12 protein-coding genes and 2 pseudogenes are annotated in these 17,195 nt (G+C 38.6%); 7 read left to right on the top strand and 7 right to left on the bottom strand.

The genetic code is table 11. From position 1 onward, the window contains the following. Nucleotides 1-7 precede the first annotated feature (7 nt). Together AAFX60_010130 and AAFX60_010125 are read right to left on the bottom strand one after the other, a co-directional pair. Nucleotides 8-1,333, bottom strand: coding sequence for an outer membrane protein transport protein (locus AAFX60_010130; GenBank protein ID XDF77072.1), 1,326 nt, complete (start codon nucleotides 1,331-1,333; stop codon nucleotides 8-10). A gap of 522 nt (nucleotides 1,334-1,855) precedes the next feature. Continuing rightward, nucleotides 1,856-3,117: pseudogene (locus AAFX60_010125) on the bottom strand (OmpP1/FadL family transporter). Between the two features lie 880 nt (nucleotides 3,118-3,997). On the opposite strand from AAFX60_010125, the pseudogene fadI reads away from it, so the two are divergent. Both fadI and fadJ read left to right on the top strand, forming a co-directional pair. Beyond that, nucleotides 3,998-5,326: pseudogene (gene fadI, locus AAFX60_010120) on the top strand (acetyl-CoA C-acyltransferase FadI). After that, nucleotides 5,326-7,425, top strand: coding sequence for a fatty acid oxidation complex subunit alpha FadJ (gene fadJ / locus AAFX60_010115; protein XDF77071.1), 2,100 nt, complete (start codon nucleotides 5,326-5,328; stop codon nucleotides 7,423-7,425). Before fadI ends, fadJ begins: the two are co-directional and overlap by 1 nt. A 67-nt stretch (nucleotides 7,426-7,492) precedes the next feature. On the opposite strand, the gene AAFX60_010110 is transcribed toward fadJ, so the two are convergent. After that, a complete protein-coding gene (locus AAFX60_010110) occupies nucleotides 7,493-10,270 on the bottom strand; it encodes an insulinase family protein (protein XDF77070.1) in 2,778 nt (925 codons plus the stop codon). Nucleotides 10,271-10,514: 244 nt separating this feature from the next. Here AAFX60_010110 and sixA point away from each other — a divergent pair, with 244 nt between their 5' ends. Continuing rightward, entirely contained in the window at nucleotides 10,515-10,985 is a 471-nt protein-coding gene (gene sixA, locus AAFX60_010105) for a phosphohistidine phosphatase SixA (GenBank protein ID XDF77069.1), read from the top strand. Between the two features lie 63 nt (nucleotides 10,986-11,048). Here sixA and smrB read toward each other — a convergent pair whose 3' ends face one another. Then, nucleotides 11,049-11,582 carry an endonuclease SmrB gene (smrB, locus tag AAFX60_010100; protein XDF77068.1) on the bottom strand — a complete coding sequence of 178 codons (534 nt, stop codon included), beginning with the start codon at nucleotides 11,580-11,582 and terminating at the stop codon, nucleotides 11,049-11,051. 52 nt (nucleotides 11,583-11,634) lie between these two features. On the opposite strand from smrB, the gene prmB reads away from it, so the two are divergent. Continuing rightward, entirely contained in the window at nucleotides 11,635-12,567 is a 933-nt protein-coding gene (gene prmB / locus AAFX60_010095) for a 50S ribosomal protein L3 N(5)-glutamine methyltransferase (GenBank protein XDF77067.1), read from the top strand. Nucleotides 12,568-13,126: 559 nt separating this feature from the next. Beyond that, nucleotides 13,127-14,212 (top strand): chorismate synthase, encoded by a 1,086-nt coding sequence (gene aroC / locus AAFX60_010090; protein XDF77066.1) that lies wholly within the window; start codon nucleotides 13,127-13,129, stop codon nucleotides 14,210-14,212. A 161-nt stretch (nucleotides 14,213-14,373) separates the two neighbouring features. On the opposite strand, the gene AAFX60_010085 is transcribed toward aroC, so the two are convergent. Both AAFX60_010085 and AAFX60_010080 read right to left on the bottom strand, forming a co-directional pair. Beyond that, the gene (locus AAFX60_010085; protein XDF77065.1) at nucleotides 14,374-15,015 is read right to left on the bottom strand and encodes a trimeric intracellular cation channel family protein; all 642 of its coding nucleotides are present in this window, start codon (nucleotides 15,013-15,015) and stop codon (nucleotides 14,374-14,376) included. Nucleotides 15,016-15,120: 105 nt separating this feature from the next. Continuing rightward, nucleotides 15,121-15,645 (bottom strand): MgtC/SapB family protein, encoded by a 525-nt coding sequence (locus tag AAFX60_010080; GenBank protein XDF78920.1) that lies wholly within the window; start codon nucleotides 15,643-15,645, stop codon nucleotides 15,121-15,123. A 198-nt stretch (nucleotides 15,646-15,843) separates the two neighbouring features. Here AAFX60_010080 and AAFX60_010075 point away from each other — a divergent pair, with 198 nt between their 5' ends. Beyond that, nucleotides 15,844-16,374: an elongation factor P hydroxylase gene (locus AAFX60_010075; protein ID XDF77064.1), complete on the top strand. Its 531-nt coding sequence runs from the start codon at nucleotides 15,844-15,846 to the stop codon at nucleotides 16,372-16,374. Between the two features lie 7 nt (nucleotides 16,375-16,381). After that, on the top strand, nucleotides 16,382-16,642 hold the full coding sequence (locus tag AAFX60_010070) for a YfcL family protein (GenBank protein ID XDF77063.1): 261 nt from the start codon (nucleotides 16,382-16,384) through the stop codon (nucleotides 16,640-16,642). Nucleotides 16,643-16,721: 79 nt separating this feature from the next. On the opposite strand, the gene AAFX60_010065 is transcribed toward AAFX60_010070, so the two are convergent. Then, the gene (locus tag AAFX60_010065) at nucleotides 16,722-17,147 is read right to left on the bottom strand and encodes an HIT family protein (protein XDF77062.1); all 426 of its coding nucleotides are present in this window, start codon (nucleotides 17,145-17,147) and stop codon (nucleotides 16,722-16,724) included. Nucleotides 17,148-17,195: the final 48 nt, after the last annotated feature.

The following is a 17,195-nucleotide window of genomic DNA, read 5'->3' as shown; positions in this document are numbered from 1 at the left end:
TTTCAGATTAGAAACGGTAGTTCGCTTGAACACCAACTAGCCATACGTTACCAGTTGTTTCGCCAGTGAATTGACCGCCAATTGCTTGAGCTGCATCATCCGACTCATAACCACGAGATTCAGTGATCGGTGCGTCTTTAGCTACGATGTAAGTAAAACCAGCATCTAAGCTTAAGTTTTTAGACCAGTCGTAACCGGCACCAATACTTAACCATAAGCGATCGGTTTCTGGGATAGTAATTGTACGATTTTTATCACTAACCGCTGAAGTATCGTAAGCAATACCAGAACGTAGAGTTAGTTTTTGATCTAATTGGTAAGTACCACCGATAGCTAGACGGTAGTTATCTTCCCAATGTTCTTCTTTGATATCTTGAACTGGCGTACTAAGAGAAGGGATATTCGCTTCTAATTTTTCAAAGCTGCTCCAATCTGTCCAGTTAAAACTAGCGTGAAGTGCTATGGTATCTGTTAGCTGATGAAAACTAGCTAATTCAGCTGTTGCTGGCATAGCTAAAGCCATTGAGCCTGAGTAATGTTCTGTTGGATTTTTAGGGTTAAATGCAAACCCTTCCGCATGACCTTCTAAGCTTAAATCGACTTTTGATTTATAAGTAAAACCAATGCGGTTAGCTTCGTTGATTTGCCAAGCTGTCCCCAATTGCCATCCAAAAGCTTCATCCGTACCTTCCATATATTTTAATGTGGTACCTTTAGGGATATTTCCAAGAGGACCAAGGTTTATATTGCTTGGTGTTTTCGCGCCAAAATGTCCTTCACCCATAACATAACGTACACCACCACCAATGCTTACTTGTGGCATTACTTGGTAAGCGATGTTTAGATTCAACTCTTTAGTGATGATGCTTGCTGTGTTACCAAAATGGCTTGCTGCAAAGTTATCATCAAGATCGGTTTCCATACCGTAGTTGGTACCAAGAGCGACACCAAGAGCTAGTTTTTCATTAACACGGTGCGATAGGTAAAAGTTAGGGATTACTGCACTGTGAGCAAAATCTTTAGATGAGGTATGTCCACTTTTTTGAGTTAGTGATTTAGAACCATCAACATAACCATTTACATCAACGTTTGGATTAACATAAATACCACCAACAGAAATTTGAGTGCCTTCTAAATATGTCAGCATTGCAGGGTTACGCCATTGTGTGTCAGCACCATCAGCGATTGCCGCTTCACCTGCGTAAGCACGGCCTAAACCTGTAGCTGAATATTCTGCAAGTTGGAAACCTGCAGCCATAGTGTTTGAGCTTGCAACTGAACCTAATAGGCCAAGTGCCACTGCGATAGATAGACGATTTTTATTGTTGTTCATTATAAATTCCAAAATCAAATTCAAGTGTTCGCTGAATTTGGTGGTGATTAGTTGGGGTGGATAATACGTTTTAGAGCAAAAACTTCAAATAAAAAATCGATATTTTCGTGTTTTAAGGGCTTTTTTCTGCAAAAAACTTCAAAATTAGCTAAATTTTCTGTATTTATCTGGTCGGATGTGTTATTTGGGCGTACAGGTGTAGGTCTGAATATGTATTTGAGGGTATATGTGTACGCTGAAATTTTTAGGGGGTTATGGGCAGGAACGAGTTTTTAGCGACTAGAATTCAGGAGGAGCTGGATTCAGAACGCTGAACGTATAGCATCAAAGAAGGTTCTCCCCTTGATTGATGAGTCATTGGGGTCGATAAAGTAAATAGAAGGGGGAGTTAGAGGGGGTTGTCTGCTCTTACTCGTCCCTAGTCTCTAGTCCCTTGAAGCGAAGCGTTCTAAATACTGTTTTTCAAGATCAAAAAAGGCCAGCATACGCTGACCTTTTGAATTGCACTTTTAAGAATAAATCTTAGAAGCTGTAGCTGTATTGAACACCAGCAAGAATTGCATCTGCGTGTGTTGTTGCTGTTAGAGCACCATTGCTTTCACTTACATCTACATCATCACCCATTAGGTAAGTGAAGCCGAAATCAACAGTGTGTTTTTTCTCAAAGTGGTAGCTGAAACACCAGATAACCATTGACGATCAGAGTCAGGTACAGAGATTGATGTTAGTTGATCTTGAGCAGCTGTGTCATACATGTAACCAGCACGCAGTGTCCATGCATCATTTAGGAAGTAAGTACCACCGATCGCATAGTGCATTCCATCTTGCCATTCATAAGAGTTTAGGTTTACACCTTCTTTAGTATTTAACTCGTCAAACGCACTCCAACCGATCCACTGTACAGAGTAGTGAACAGCAAACTTAGTGTCTTTGATTTCGTGATAACCAGAGAATTCAGCCATGCTTGGTAGTGGCATTAAAAGCGTATGGCCTTGAATCGCATTACCGCCGGCCATATCGTTCATATACATATCACCATCAGCTTCAATTTCTGGACTGTAGTGATACGAGAAACCAAATCGGTTACGTTCATCTAATTCGTAAACAGCACCTAAGTTCCAACCTAGTCCAATTCCATCAGCTTCAACATCTAAAGCTGTTTCTGTTCCTGGAATCGCTAACCCTGTTTCACGCTTAAGTTTTCCGCTACCTTGAACGATATCTAAACCACCACCAACACTGAATTGCTCATTGATACGGTAAGAAACCGTTAGTGCATAGTTGATACTTTTAATTTCAGTCGTGCCACCAAAAGCTGTTGCTCCAGGAATAACAGTTGCCGGTGGAATTACAGCACTAGAGCCTGCACCAAAGCTATCGTCAAAGTTATTCTCTGTACCAAAGTTAGAGTAAATACCTGCACCAACAGCCCATTTTTCATTAATTCTATGGATATAGTAAATGTTAGGAACTGGAGTACCGCTGCCATTATTTGCATCGTCAACAGGAGCTCCGGTTACATAGTTAACATCAGTAACGTCAATATCCGTTTTGATGTAATTAACACCAGCTGAAAATTGTGATGAATCAAAAAGAGCCATTGCAGCGGCGTTACGTGACATTACTGATGCGTTATCAGCGATTACAGCATCACCAGCAAATGCACGGCCTAGGCCTGTTGCTGATTGTGCGTTTAGTTGGAAACCGGCAGCAGTAGCTTGTTGTGTTGCAAGAGTGATGGTTGCTGCTAGAAGTGTTTTTGAAAACAGACGCTTCTTATTCATAATTATTATATTCCGTGTATTGTTATTTCCTTTCAATTCTCAAGACTGAAAAGATTTATTTAGTTGAGACTTAAATCTCGATGGCGAGATAATAACGATCTGAGCATAGACGACAAATCCGACCACTGCTAAAAAATCGTTAAAATTCGTGATCTGGACGTGATTTGTTCGTAAATAGCGTTCTAATTGATGTTAATAGAGCTTTAACTCTATTTTTTGTGCTTTTTAATGTTTATTTTTGGGTTTGTAACTTATTGATTTTAAAGTTATAGATTGCTTACTTAGGTGAAAGTGGAGCTTATACTCTAACTAAGCGTCAAAAAAATGGTTAACTAAATGAAAAATCGTGATTTTTAACCCGTTTTTGTATTTTAATTTTATGGTGAGGGAAAAAGCATCAGTTTGATGAACGGAAGGTGGGTTTTGTATTCATAGAGCCAAAAAGTAGTAAAAGAACATAAAATTGATCTATTTCAATAAATGAATTGAGATTAACGTTATAGTTGATCTCGTTATCTGGTTGAGTAATCAACCCGTTGAGCAAGATAACATTTCCTTTTGAAGGCTGACTTTACTTTCTCCTTATCAGGTGAAACTGATTTTTACAATTGGCTACTCGTTAATTGTTTTTTATTCTGACCACATCGACTGATGTGGTTTTTTTTTACCAAAAAACAGAATTAGATCAAAAACCTCCTTAATACCTATCTATAACCTCGAAATTTATATACCAATAAAAGCATTGCTATTTATCGTTTAATTAAGCCCATGACCAAATTCATTATTCTATGATGAGCCTGTGATTATCATCACTATATCTTATTAACAACTTGGTTACAATTTGAGGTCTGACCACCTTTGATGTATGCAAGGAGAAGCAATGTCAAACAGCGTAAATTCAAGTAAGTATCAACCGTTAACGACACGACAAGGTGATCGTATTGCTGTTGTATCAGGCATTCGAACTCCGTTTGCTAAACAATCGACAGCATTCAGCACTACACCTGCTGTAGATCTTGGTAAATTAGCGGTAAAAGCATTAATGGATAAAACGGATATTGATCCTAAATTAATTGATCAAGTCGTGTTTGGCCAAGTAGTACAAATGCCAGAAGCTCCGAATATTGCTCGCGAAATTGTTTTGGGTACGGGGATGAATATAGGTACTGATGCTTACAGTGTAACTAGAGCCTGTGCGACGAGCTTTCAAACGACAGCTAATGTTGTGGAGAGTATTATGGCAGGCACGATTGATATTGGTATTGCTGGTGGTGCAGATTCTTCCTCTGTATTGCCTATTGGTGTCTCTAAAAAGTTAGCTTCTACTTTACTTGCTCTTAGTAAAACAAAAAACCGTTTACCAAAAGTTATCACTTCTTCGCACTTTATCATTAAAAGACATTGCTCCTGTTCCTCCCGCTGTAGCTGAGTATTCAACGGGAATTTCTATGGGACAAACTGCAGAACAAATGGCTAAAAGTCATGGAATAACACGTGAAGAACAAGATGCATTAGCACATCGTTCACATACACTTGCAGCCAAAGCATGGAAAGATGGGCTTATTCAAGATGAAGTAATGACCGCTTTCCCTGAACCTTATACCGCGTGGTTAGATCATGATAATAATATTCGTCATGATTCAGAACTAGCAAGTTATGCCAAATTGCGCCCTGCGTTTGATCGTAAATATGGTTCAGTCACTGCAGCTAATAGTACGCCATTAACGGATGGTGGCGCCGCTTTATTATTAATGAGTGAAAAACGAGCAAAAGAATTAGGTTATGAACCATTAGGTTATATTCGTTCGTTTGCGTTCAGTGCGATAGATGTACATCACGATATGTTAATGGGACCATCTTATGCGACACCAATGGCCTTGGATAAAGCGGGAATTTCATTATCAGACCTTACCTTAATTGATATGCATGAAGCTTTTGCAGCACAAACCCTTTCAAATGTGAAAATGTTTGCTTCAAACAAATTTGCTAAAGAATGTTTAGGTAGAGATAAAGCCATTGGCGAAATTGATATGGAGAAATTTAATGTCCTTGGTGGGTCAATAGCCTATGGCATCCATTTGCAGCAACAGGAGCCAGAATGATTATTCAAACATTACGAGAATTAAAACGTCGTGGTGGTGGATTAGGATTAAATACGGCTTGTGCCGCTGGTGGTTTAGGTGCAGCAATGGTATTGGAGGTTGAATAATGACGTTAGAAACGAAAAATAATACGCTTGAAGCCGTTAAAAATACCAGTGCATTTGCATGGACTAAAGATGATGACCAAATTGCATGGTTAACTATCGATGTTCCGAATGAAAAAATGAATACACTCCAAGCTGCTTTTGCTGAGCAAGTGACTCAAGTTTTAGATGAGATTGAAGAGCAACAAGCTCATATTAAGGGGTTAGTGATTCAATCAGGTAAGCCCGATAATTTTATCGCAGGCGCAGATATTAATATGATAGCTAATTGCCAAAATGCCTCAGAAGCACAAGCGTTGGCTGAAAAAGGACAGCAATTATTTCAGAGGATTGAAGATCTTCCATTTGCAACGGTTGCCGCGATACATGGTCCATGCCTAGGCGGTGGATTAGAGCTAGCTCTAGCATGTGATTATCGTGTTTGCAGTGATGACAATAAAACAAAATTAGGCTTGCCAGAAGTGCAATTAGGGTTGCTTCCGGGGTCTGGCGGAACTCAGCGATTACCACGATTAATCGGGCTACTGCCAAGTTTGGATATTATCTTAACGGGTAAGCAACTAAGACCTAAAAAAGCACTGAAATTAGGTGTAGTAGATGCTTCTGTTCCTCATACTATTTTGTCTCGTATAGCTGCGGACTTTGCTTTAAAGAAAAAAGCGAAACGTAAATTGACTGCAAAAGAATGGGGGTTATCTCGAAATCCATTAGGACGTAATGTCATTTTCTCGCAAGCGGAAAAACAAGCACAGAAAAAAGCTCGTGGTAATTATCCTGCCATTGCCGCTATTTTAGATAGTATCGAGCATGGTTTAGATAAAGGGATGAAAAAAGGATTACAACGAGAGGCTGAACAATTTGCTCGATTGGCCATGACGCCAGAATCGGCGGCATTACGCTCTTTATTCTTTGCCATGACAGAGATGAAAAAAGAAAAAGGCAGTGATGCTGAACCTAAATCCATCGATTATGTTGGGGTACTAGGTGGTGGATTAATGGGAGGAGGTATTGCCCATGTTTCTATTGCTAAAGCGAAAAAGAAAGTAACGATAAAAGACATCAATAATGATGGATTACTTAATGCTTACCAATATCACTATCAACGATTAGATACGTTGAGAAAGCGCCGAATTATTTCAAAAGCGCAATTACAACAACAAATGCTGCAATTAACTGGAGTGACAGAGTTTGACGGTTTTAAAAAGTTAGATGTGGTTGTTGAAGCCGTATTTGAAGATTTAAACCTAAAGCAAGAGATGGTAAAAGCAGTACAAGAACAAGGCAAAGAAGACGTTATTTTTGCAACGAATACGTCTTCGCTTCCCATAGGCCAAATAGCCGAGGGGGCTCAAAAGCCTGAAAATATTGTTGGCCTTCATTATTTTAGTCCAGTTGAAAAAATGCCATTGGTTGAGGTTATTCCACACGCAACAACCAGCGATGAAACCATCTCAACCGTAGTGGCTTTGGCTAGGCAACAGGGTAAAACGCCTATTGTTGTAAAAGATTCTGCGGGCTTTTATGTTAATCGTATCCTTGCGCCTTATATGAATGAGGCGGCACGTCTGTTACTTGCCGGAGAGCCAATAGAGGTGCTCGATGAAGCCTTATTGGATTTTGGATTTCCTGTTGGGCCTATTTCATTATTAGATGAGGTTGGAGTTGATATTGGCGCGAAAATTATGCCGATATTGGAAGCGGAGTTAGGAGATAGATTCCGAAGCCCTGATGTATTTCAGACCTTAATTGACGATAAGCGATTGGGAAAAAAAACAAAACGTGGATTTTATGTTTATAAAGGGAAAAAGAAAGAACCTGATCAAGAGGTGTATACCTTATTAAACATCAAACCACAGTCGCAACTCAGTAAAAATGAAATCGCAATGCGTTGTGTATTACCAATGTTGGCAGAGGCAAAACGTTGTTTAGATGAAGGGATAATAGCTTCTGAAAGAGATGGCGATATCGGTGCTATTTTTGGCATTGGTTTTCCTCCATTTTTAGGGGGACCTTTTACTTATATGAACACGTTAGGGGAAGAGAAATTAGCGACCTTAATGAGAAACTATGCCGATAAATACGGTGATCGATTTATTGAGTAATAATACCAATATAACTAAAAGGCCATCGTTGTGATGGCCTTATTTTTATGACGTGAATTTTAGATTATTAACCGAGGTTGATGTCTTTTTTTCTTAGTTGAAATTGGTCAATAGAATCAATTTCAAAGCCAACATCTAAGCGGTCATATTGCTGATGTTCTGTTCCTTGAGAGTGCATAATTAAACGATTCGCTGTTCTTGGTTTTAATATGCCAACGACAAAACGGATCATTTCAATTCTCGTTAAACTCTTAAGCTCCTCAGTGACACGTTCTTTATGATCAAAATTCGTGTCTTTATTTCCTATGCATGTCCATAAACGTTGAGCTCGACCTCGTAGATTAGTATCAGGATCTGATATCTGATCGATTAAACCTTGTTTACTGGATTGCCATTGGTGCTCATTTAACTCTAATAAGACCATATAGAAAGCATTTAAAAATTCATCAATAGCATCAAGTAAAATAGCGGGTGGCGCCATTGGTGATTGTACGTATAAAATTAATCCAGGATGCTTATTAAGAGGTAAGTTTCCTGTTCCTACCATATAACCCAATTGCTGCTTTGTACGGATCTCATGGAAAAAGGAAGCCGACATTAAATGGTTTGCAAGAGTATAAAGGGCAAAACTGCGTGGATCTTCTTGTGGAGATTGATAATAAACCAAAAGTGCAGAATCAGAATGGTCACATACTAATTCTCTTTGGAATGTTCCTGATTCCCCAAGCATAACTAATGGACGGAATGATTCGCCATAAGTTTGATTTTGCATTCGTAGGGTATCTTTTAAAGAACGACCTAATTCCAATGCTTGTTCTTTCGTCCAATCGCCATAGACAAACATCTCAACGTGCAATTCAGCGAACATAGCTTGAACAAAATTCGGTAAATCATCCACTTCAATACTTTCTAATGCTTCAAGAAGTACTGGGTATGGAGGGTTGTTTGGTTGTAAAATTCCAGATAATGCGTTGAAAAGCTGTGAAATAGGTCGCTCTTTTGATGCATTCCCCCAATGACGGATCAATTGATTTTTTATAAACTCGAATCGTTCAGCGCTGAATTCACGTGTAGAAAAACGTTTTAATATCACATCCAGCAATAAGGGTTGTTTTTGACTAAAGCCAGAAAGCGTTAATGTTACGCCTCCTTGATGGCAATATAGGTTATACCCCATTCCTGCAATTTCAGCTTGGTAAGTTTGTTCACTGAGTGCGTCCATAAGCATTTCAACGCATAAGCGTGTTTTTACTATTTTTCTTGGATCTGAAATGGCATGTGGGCTATCTATTGCAATATATACCATGCCTTTTGGCACACGGAACTCTTCTTCTTGCTTATGCCATAGGCGAAAACCAGGTAGGTCTTCAAGTAATGTTGGAAGAACGGTGGTTTCTTTTAATTCTTGAGGCTCTAAATCATAGCAGATATAAGGGTTTTTCTCTGGCAAATGAAGTTCAGGATGCAGTTCAGCATGACTCCAACTCTTTATTTGGGCTTCACTTAATGGCTGAACAGAGTAAGGGGTGTGATACCACTTATCTTTACGATCATATTGTAAACCTTGAGCTACGAGAGTGACTCGCATTTTTTCAGGAGTAAATTGCTCAAGTAGATCGAGAACGTGTTGTTCATGATAACCTTCCATCATGTAATCAGCGTATATGGCATCTTCTTTATGATAGCGCTGTAAATTCATGACTAAGTGACTGACTAAATCAAGAGGCTTAGTTTTTTCTTGGAATTGAAATGCAGATACTAATACCGCTTTCTTTTCATTGTAGCGCCACTCATCAAGACCTTGCTGTTTAATCAATTCAATATACTGATAAGTATTGAGAATGATCTCATCAAGATGAAGCATGCCTTTTTCGGTTAGATTAAAAGAAAGAGTAAATTCTCTGAAGTTACTTCCGCTTACTCCACCGCCTGCTGTCAATGAGTGAATATATCCTAATTTTTTCAGGTAAAGCATTAAGCTACCGTCACCTTCATAGCCAAGAAGGTGACCAAGATAATTAAGCGGTTTTGTTTTATAAAAACGATCTTGATTAGGTAAATGAAACGCAAGACTTAGCTTTCTAACTTCTTTTAGTGGTTCAATGTTAATCCAACAACTTTGTTCTTTTGGTGTGACATAAGAAACATTAATTTCTTTATGCCCAAGATTTTGATTAGGGATTGATGCAAAAGATTGAGTTGCTAATAGTTCTAACTCACAAAGAGGTCGGTTTCCAAGTACAACGGCTGTCATTAAATCAGCAGAATAATGCGTTTGATAAAAAGTGAGCATTTCATCGCGGATAGATGAGTCCTCTTTATCTGCTAATGTATCAATGCTACCAACGGAGAATTTAGAGAAAGGGTGGGCTTGGTTAACCGTTTCTTTATGAACTTGATAAATGCGGCGAACATCATCTTTTAATTTGAGTTTATACTCTGAATCAACCGCATTACGCTCTTTATCTACAGCTTCCTCATTGAATAATGAGGCATAGAAAAATTGACCAAAGCGATCCAATCCTTCTTCAAACGCTGAATGCGATACTTCAAAAAAGAAGGTGGTGTTTTCGGTTCCTGTCCATGCGTTATTAGAGCCACCTTGCTGATTAATGAAAGAGTGAAACTCTCCAACTTTTGGGTATTTTTGTGTACCGAGAAACAGCATATGCTCTAAAAAGTGAGCAAGGCCTTGACGATCATCAGGATCGTCAAAATGACCGACATTAACAGAAAGGGCGGCGGCTGAGCGTGGTGCTGTTTCATCCTGAATGAGCAAGACGGGTAATTTATTATCAAGCTCAATTAAGCGGTAATGTTTTTTATCATTCGGACTGATGTGCACAGGGTGCTCCTGTTTTAAGGCGTAAGGGCTTTATTTTTATAGTCAAATATTGAATGCAGAGTTTATCAATGGTTATCAATAATAAGATAACCAATTGAATATAATGGCTAACTCTTTTGACATTATTTGTATAATTATTTTATCAATTATGGCGCTGATACCACAGACTAGCAAACTCTCTCTTTCCTATTTTTACTTTTGCTTGCTACTATTGTGAAGTTAGTAATGATTTGAGAATGAATAAATGAAAGTATTCATAATGCGTCACGGTGAGGCTGAAGCTTATGCTCCTTCAGATGAAGAGCGTAATTTAACTGCTCATGGCGAAAGCCAATCGGCGAAAATAGCACAATGGCTGATGGCTGAGCATAAGATACAGTTTGATTATGTCTTGGTTAGCCCTTATGTTCGAGCGCAACAAACGTGGAATACGATTAAGCCAATTTTGAATGTGGCGGACGCAAAAGTAAAAATATGTGAAGATATTACTCCTTATGGCGACTCAGATGATGTGGTTGAGTATGTAAAAGCTTTGGGTAGTGTTGAGGATATTGAGAATATTTTACTAGTCTCTCACTTACCACTCGTTGGCTACCTTACTGCTGATTTTGTTCCGGGAATTATGCCTCCGATGTTCCCAACATCTGCAATGTCTTGTGTTGAATATTCATATACAACAGGGAAAAGTGAGTTACTTTGGTTGCAGCAACCATAAATTCATATAGAAAACAGATGAAATAAAAAAGATCCCAGAGCTTAACGGCTGTGGGATCTTTTTTTATCTATCAGGTATTGAGAGTAATACTAGAATTGCACCTGCACCACCAAACTCTAAAGGGGCTTGGTGAAAAGCCATTACATCGGGATGTTGGGCTAACCATAGAGGCACTTTTTGTTTAAGAATATGCTTGCCAATACCATGCATAACACTCGCACAAGAGATATTTTCTTTAAGGCAATAAGCGATCATAGAGCCTAATTCACGCTTGGCTTCATCTTGCTTCATACCATGCATATCTAAAAATACATCAGGTACGTATACGCCACGTCGTAAGCGTTTTACTTCGTATTTTGATACGTCATCACGGGCATAGCGAATCGGACCATCTTCACTCAGAAGTGGTACAAATTCATCAGAAAAGAAAAACTCTTCATTTTTCCCTTCTTTTAATGATTTTCTTTGCTGTTGTAGGTCGCTAAAGTTCTTACTCGGCTGATGGATTATGGTATCCTGTTGCAACTTTTTAGAGCCTTGTACTGCTTCACGGAACAGCGAAAGTTCGTCATCTGATAGGTGGTCGTTTTTGCTCATTTTTAAATTCCAATAATTAACAGTAGTATTATAACTTGTTTTGGGGGCAATTTTGGATAAGATTTTTGTAGAAGAGGCGGTCGCTGAGCTTCATACGTTACAAGATATGCTGCGTTGGACGGTAAGTCGTTTTAATGCTGCGGGTCTTTTTTATGGTCACGGTACAGATAACGCATGGGATGAAGCTGTTCAACTTGTGCTTCCAACACTGTATTTACCAATTGATGTGCCAGCGCATGTGCGTGAATCACGTTTAACATCAACAGAGCGTTTACGTATTGTTGAGCGTGTTGTACGTCGTATTAATGAGCGTATTCCTACGGCTTATTTAACGAATAAAGCGTGGTTCTGTGGCCTTGAGTTCTTTGTTGATGAGCGTGTACTTGTGCCTCGTTCACCAATTGCAGAGTTGATTGAAACACAATTCGAACCGTGGTTAACCGAAGAGCCTACACGTATTATGGATTTATGTACGGGGAGTGGTTGTATTGCGATTGCGTGTGCTCATGCGTTCCCAAATGCGGAAGTAGATGCGATTGATATTTCGACGGATGCATTAATGGTTGCTGAACAAAATGTTCAAGATCATGGCATGGAGCAACAAGTGTTCCCAATCCGCTCAGATCTATTACGTGATATTCCTAAAGATCAGTATAACTTCATTGTCTCTAACCCACCTTATGTGGATGAAGAGGATATGAACAGCTTACCGGAAGAGTTTGAGCATGAACCTGAATTAGGTTTAGCAGCAGGTACAGATGGATTGAAGTTAGTTCGCCGTATTTTAGCAAATGCACCAGATTATTTAATGGATAACGGTTTCTTAATCTGTGAAGTGGGTAACTCAATGGTTCATATGATGGAGCAATACCCAGACATTCCATTTACTTGGATTGAGTTTGCGGAAGGTGGACATGGTGTGTTCATGTTAACTAAGCAGCAACTTCTTGATTGCGCAGATGAGTTTGCTCTTTATCGCGACTAAACCAAATTAATCTAAATGAAAGCCTGATGGAAACATCGGGCTTTTTTTATGCTTGTTTACTTTGTGACATTGCAAAATCCAGTCGTTTGCGAAGTTCTTGTTGTTTTTGACTTGAATGCTTCTTACTTAATGCTTTTTTAACTAAACGAATCAGTTTCATTGAATTGATATCCATTAAATTAACTACATATTGTATATAGCAGGATTAGTGCCAATTACATGCTATTGATAATTATATCGACAGTAAAATTGAAAACTTTTGCTTTTTTGTATCAAAAATGTTCAATTTTTATTTTTAATAGCAAGTTTTAAGTTATTTAAATTTATTTATTCTTTAATCTGAGAGTTATCTTATCATATTTTTGGAATGGCGGTCACGTTTTGCCGTTATTGGGTGAAGGTGGCAAAAAAGGATTAAAATTAAAAAAACCAATAACTGAAAGATAAACCTTGGGATAGGGGTTTACTCTCAATACGATTCAAGCCAATATGGTTTTATTAAGAACTGATTGTTAGTCAGGTGAATGATGACTAATCACTTATATTTACAGAGGAAGTAATGGCTGGAAATTCTATAGGACAACATTTTCGAGTAACGACGTTTGGTGAAAGCCACGGGTTAGCGTTAGGCTGCATTGTTGATGGCTGCCCTCCAGGTTTGGAATTAACCGAAGCTGATTTACAAGTTGATCTTGATCGTCGCAAACCGGGGACGTCAAAATACACAACACAGCGCCGTGAAGCGGATGAAGTGAAGATCTTATCTGGTGTTTTTGAAGGAAAAACAACGGGTACTTCTATTGGTCTGTTAATTGAAAATACAGATCAACGCTCAAAAGATTACTCTGAGATAAAAGATAAATTCCGCCCAGGCCATGCAGATTACACTTACCATCAGAAGTATGGGCAACGTGATTACCGTGGTGGTGGTCGTTCATCCGCACGTGAAACTGCTATGCGTGTTGCTGCAGGTGCGGTAGCTAAAAAGTATTTGAAGCAAGAGTTTGGTATTGAGATCCGAGCTTATTTATCACAAATGGGCGATGTATCGATTGATTCTGTTGATTGGAATGAAATTGAAAATAATGCTTTTTTCTGCCCTGACGCGAGTAAAGTTGATGCTTTTGATGAGCTTATTCGTAAGTTAAAGAAAGAAGGTGACTCTATTGGAGCAAAGATCACGGTTGTAGCGCAAGGCGTTCCTGTTGGTTTAGGCGAGCCGGTATTTGATCGTTTAGATGCAGATGTTGCTCATGCTCTTATGGGGATTAATGCTGTTAAAGGTGTTGAGATTGGTGATGGCTTTGAAGTGGTTAATCAGCGTGGTTCTGAACATCGTGATCCATTGACGCCTGAAGGTTTTAGCTCGAATCACGCCGGTGGTATTTTAGGTGGTATTTCATCTGGCCAAGATATTGTGGCTCATATTGCTTTAAAACCAACGTCAAGCATTACGGTTCCGGGTGAAACCATTACTCGCAGCGGAGAAAAAACAGAATTGATAACTAAAGGTCGTCATGATCCATGTGTTGGTATTCGTGCTGTGCCAATCGCAGAAGCGATGCTAGCGATTGTTGTAATGGATCACTTAGTACGTCATCGTGGACAAAACTTTGGTGTTCAAACTGAGACGCCTAAGATTTAGGTGATTAAGGGACTAGTTTTTAGGGACGAATAAGAGCGAGTTAAAAGCGGGGAGAATAGCCCCCTACTACTGACATAAATAAAAAGAGCCAGATTGACGTTATATTCAATCTGGCTCTTTCTGATCTTATTCGTCCCTAAAAAATCGAGTCTCTTTAGGCGCTATCTTTTTTCAACCGTTTCTGGTTGCTCTTCTCCAATATCCAAGTGGAATACTGGTAAACACCAACCAAATTTAACTGCAGCCATACGTGCAGAGAAACCAATAACGATAGTGACAATCGTTGTAATTAACTCATCAACGCCAAAATGAAGTAAGCCAATGTATAAAACAGCAGATAATAAAGAGACGGATGCGTATAGCTCTTTATGTAATACCATAGGTTGTTGGCGGCAGAAAAGATCACGAAGTAAACCGCCGAATACACCAGTTACGATAGCTGCAACAACACAAATTAGTGGGTGTAATCCCATATCTAACGCAACTTGAGAGCCGATGATACTAAATACGATAAGGCCAATCGCATCAAGTAAAACAAAGAAGCGATGGTTCTTAGCCACCCATGGGCCGATCCAAGTAGTTAATACACCCGCAATGCACGTAATTACTAGAAACTGTGGATTTTTCACCCATCCGATAGGGTAGTGTCCAAGAAGGATATCTCGTACAGTACCACCGCCAATGGCAGTTACACTTGCAACCAGCATTACGCCAAACCAATCCATTTTTTTCTTACCGGCAGCTAATGCGCCTGTCATAGCTTCAGCGGTGATCCCAATAATATAAAGAATTGTTAATAACATTTTCTAATACCATAACGTGCCAAGTAGGCGAAAAAAGAAGCCACAGATTTTATGTAATTAAACGACTAATGACGAATGAAAAAAACTATTCTGAATTAATTTGGATTAGTTTTTGTTATGTCTAATGTCTATTTTTTGAGCTTTTGGTTTGTGTATTCTGATATTTAGAATTTTTTGGTGTACACCACGACGTAAACTTTTAAATGAATTTTCAAGTTTATCAATTCCTAAGAGTACAAACAGAGCGAGTAAAGTAATAATGATGGATTGTTGAATATAACCTAGTGCTATCATCATACCCAAAGCCGCAAGCACCCAAATAATGGCCGCAGAGGTTACACCATGTATTTTTCCATCAAGAGTCATCATTACACCTGCGCCAAGAAAGCCAACTCCAGTAATAATTTGTCCTAATACTCTTGCTTGATCTAATGTATTTGGTGATAGAGATACCGCCATTGCAAGAAAGAAGTAAGTGCCTGAAATAATTAAAATAGAAGTTCTTATTCCTACTGGTTTTCCACGTGTTTGGCGCTCTGTGCCAATAAGAAAGCCATTAAATGCACAAGCAAAAATCGCAGTCCAAGAAAAAGGGCCTAAATCGAGTAATTGAGTTAAATCTAAAGTGATGTCATTCACAGCTTTGATAGCTCCAAATAAAAAAGGATAAAATAATTCACATAGGTAATTTTTGCGGAGAGTATCAGTTCGATCTTTTTACACATAATGAATAATTTTGAAAAAGAAGATAAAAAAATTTATCTACATATGTCTTTTAATATTCATGCGGTAGAATGTCGTTCAATTTATAATTTTTAAGCTCGTGGCATGTCGCACCAATACCAAGATTTAATCTCTATTTTTAATAATACCTTTTATGATTCTTTCAATACTAAGCTAGAGCTTGGTGGTGATGAACCTATCTATTTACCTGCAGATGATGAATTTACTTATCATCGTATTATTTTTGCTCGTGGTTTCTATCAATCAGGTATGCATGAAATAGCACATTGGTGTGTTGCTGGACCTGAACGTCGATTATTGGAAGATTTCGGTTATTGGTACGAGCCTGATGGACGTACAGAGCAAGTGCAAGCTGAGTTTGAAAAAGTTGAAATTCGACCACAAGCGTATGAATGGATTTTGTCATTAAGCGCAGGATTAAAATTTAACGTTAGCTGCGATAACTTGAATGGCGATTTTGAGCCAGATCGTTTAGCATTCATGACAAAAGTACATAATGAAGTAATGACAATTTTAGATAGTGGATTACCACCACGAGTTGATATGCTATCTAATGCATTGCGTGAGTTTTATCAAATAGCCCCATTAACTAAAGAACAATTTATTGTCCAATAGGAAAAAGATGATCATTGAATTTGAAGAAAAAATGCTTGAATTAATTGATGCTCGAATTGAATCGGCATCTGATGATGAGTTATTTGCCGGCGGCTACTTACGTGGTCATATTTCGTTATCAGTAGCTAATTGCGAAGAGCAAGGTATTAACGATCTCGATATCTTAAAAAATCATATTAATGATAGCCTTGAAAAAGCAAAATCAGAATTATCTCCAGCAGACCGTATTATTGTTGCTGAGCTGTGGGATGAATTACAACACGCTTAATTAGCTTTAAGGCTTAGTGTTAGTAAGTAAAAGGCAGTTAATAGATAACTGCCTTTTTTTATTGGTTTCTTATGTAAAGTTATCGCTTAAAGCCTGAGATATTACTTAATTTGTCTCTTAGCAGATCAACTAATTGAGTTTGAGAAGATTGCACACGAATAACGCCCGTTGTATTCCCCCATACTGGTCCCGGCCAAGCGACATCAGTAGTGAAGCGAGCAATATGATGAATATGCAGTTGAGGTACTAAATTACCTAATGCACCGATATTGATTTTATCAGGGGAGAAATTATCTTCTAATAATTGAGCAACCGCACTTGATTCTTTAATGAACTGGATTTGTTGCTCATCAGTCATGTGATGAATTTCTTTTAACTCTTCAATTCTTGGTACCAAAATTAACCAAGGGCCAATATCTTCTTTAATTAAAAGTACCTTACATAAAGGTAAATTTCCTAAAACAATACAGTCTTGTTGCAAACGTGGGTGTAATTGGAAAGCCATCCCTATCTCCTAGGTTTCTATCAGCAATGCTTTGTTATATCATAACTC

The sequence above is a fragment of the Aliivibrio fischeri genome (assembly GCA_038993745.2).
GTDB classification, from domain to species: domain Bacteria; phylum Pseudomonadota; class Gammaproteobacteria; order Enterobacterales; family Vibrionaceae; genus Aliivibrio; species Aliivibrio fischeri_B.
This window is presented reverse-complemented; position numbering and strand designations above follow the sequence as displayed.

Bases quoted from the DNA above. Each gene is read 5' to 3' on its own strand.
- AAFX60_010070 (XDF77063.1), top strand. From the start codon at position 16,382: ATGATCATTGAATTTGAAGAAAAAATGCTTGAATTAATTGATGCTCGA.
- fadJ (XDF77071.1), top strand. From the start codon at position 5,326: ATGACGTTAGAAACGAAAAATAATACGCTTGAAGCCGTTAAAAATACC.
- sixA (XDF77069.1), top strand. From the start codon at position 10,515: ATGAAAGTATTCATAATGCGTCACGGTGAGGCTGAAGCTTATGCTCCT.
- AAFX60_010075 (XDF77064.1), top strand. From the start codon at position 15,844: ATGTCGCACCAATACCAAGATTTAATCTCTATTTTTAATAATACCTTT.
- AAFX60_010085 (XDF77065.1), bottom strand. From the start codon at position 15,015: ATGTTATTAACAATTCTTTATATTATTGGGATCACCGCTGAAGCTATG.
- AAFX60_010130 (XDF77072.1), bottom strand. From the start codon at position 1,333: ATGAACAACAATAAAAATCGTCTATCTATCGCAGTGGCACTTGGCCTA.
- aroC (XDF77066.1), top strand. From the start codon at position 13,127: ATGGCTGGAAATTCTATAGGACAACATTTTCGAGTAACGACGTTTGGT.
- smrB (XDF77068.1), bottom strand. From the start codon at position 11,582: ATGAGCAAAAACGACCACCTATCAGATGACGAACTTTCGCTGTTCCGT.
- AAFX60_010065 (XDF77062.1), bottom strand. From the start codon at position 17,147: ATGGCTTTCCAATTACACCCACGTTTGCAACAAGACTGTATTGTTTTA.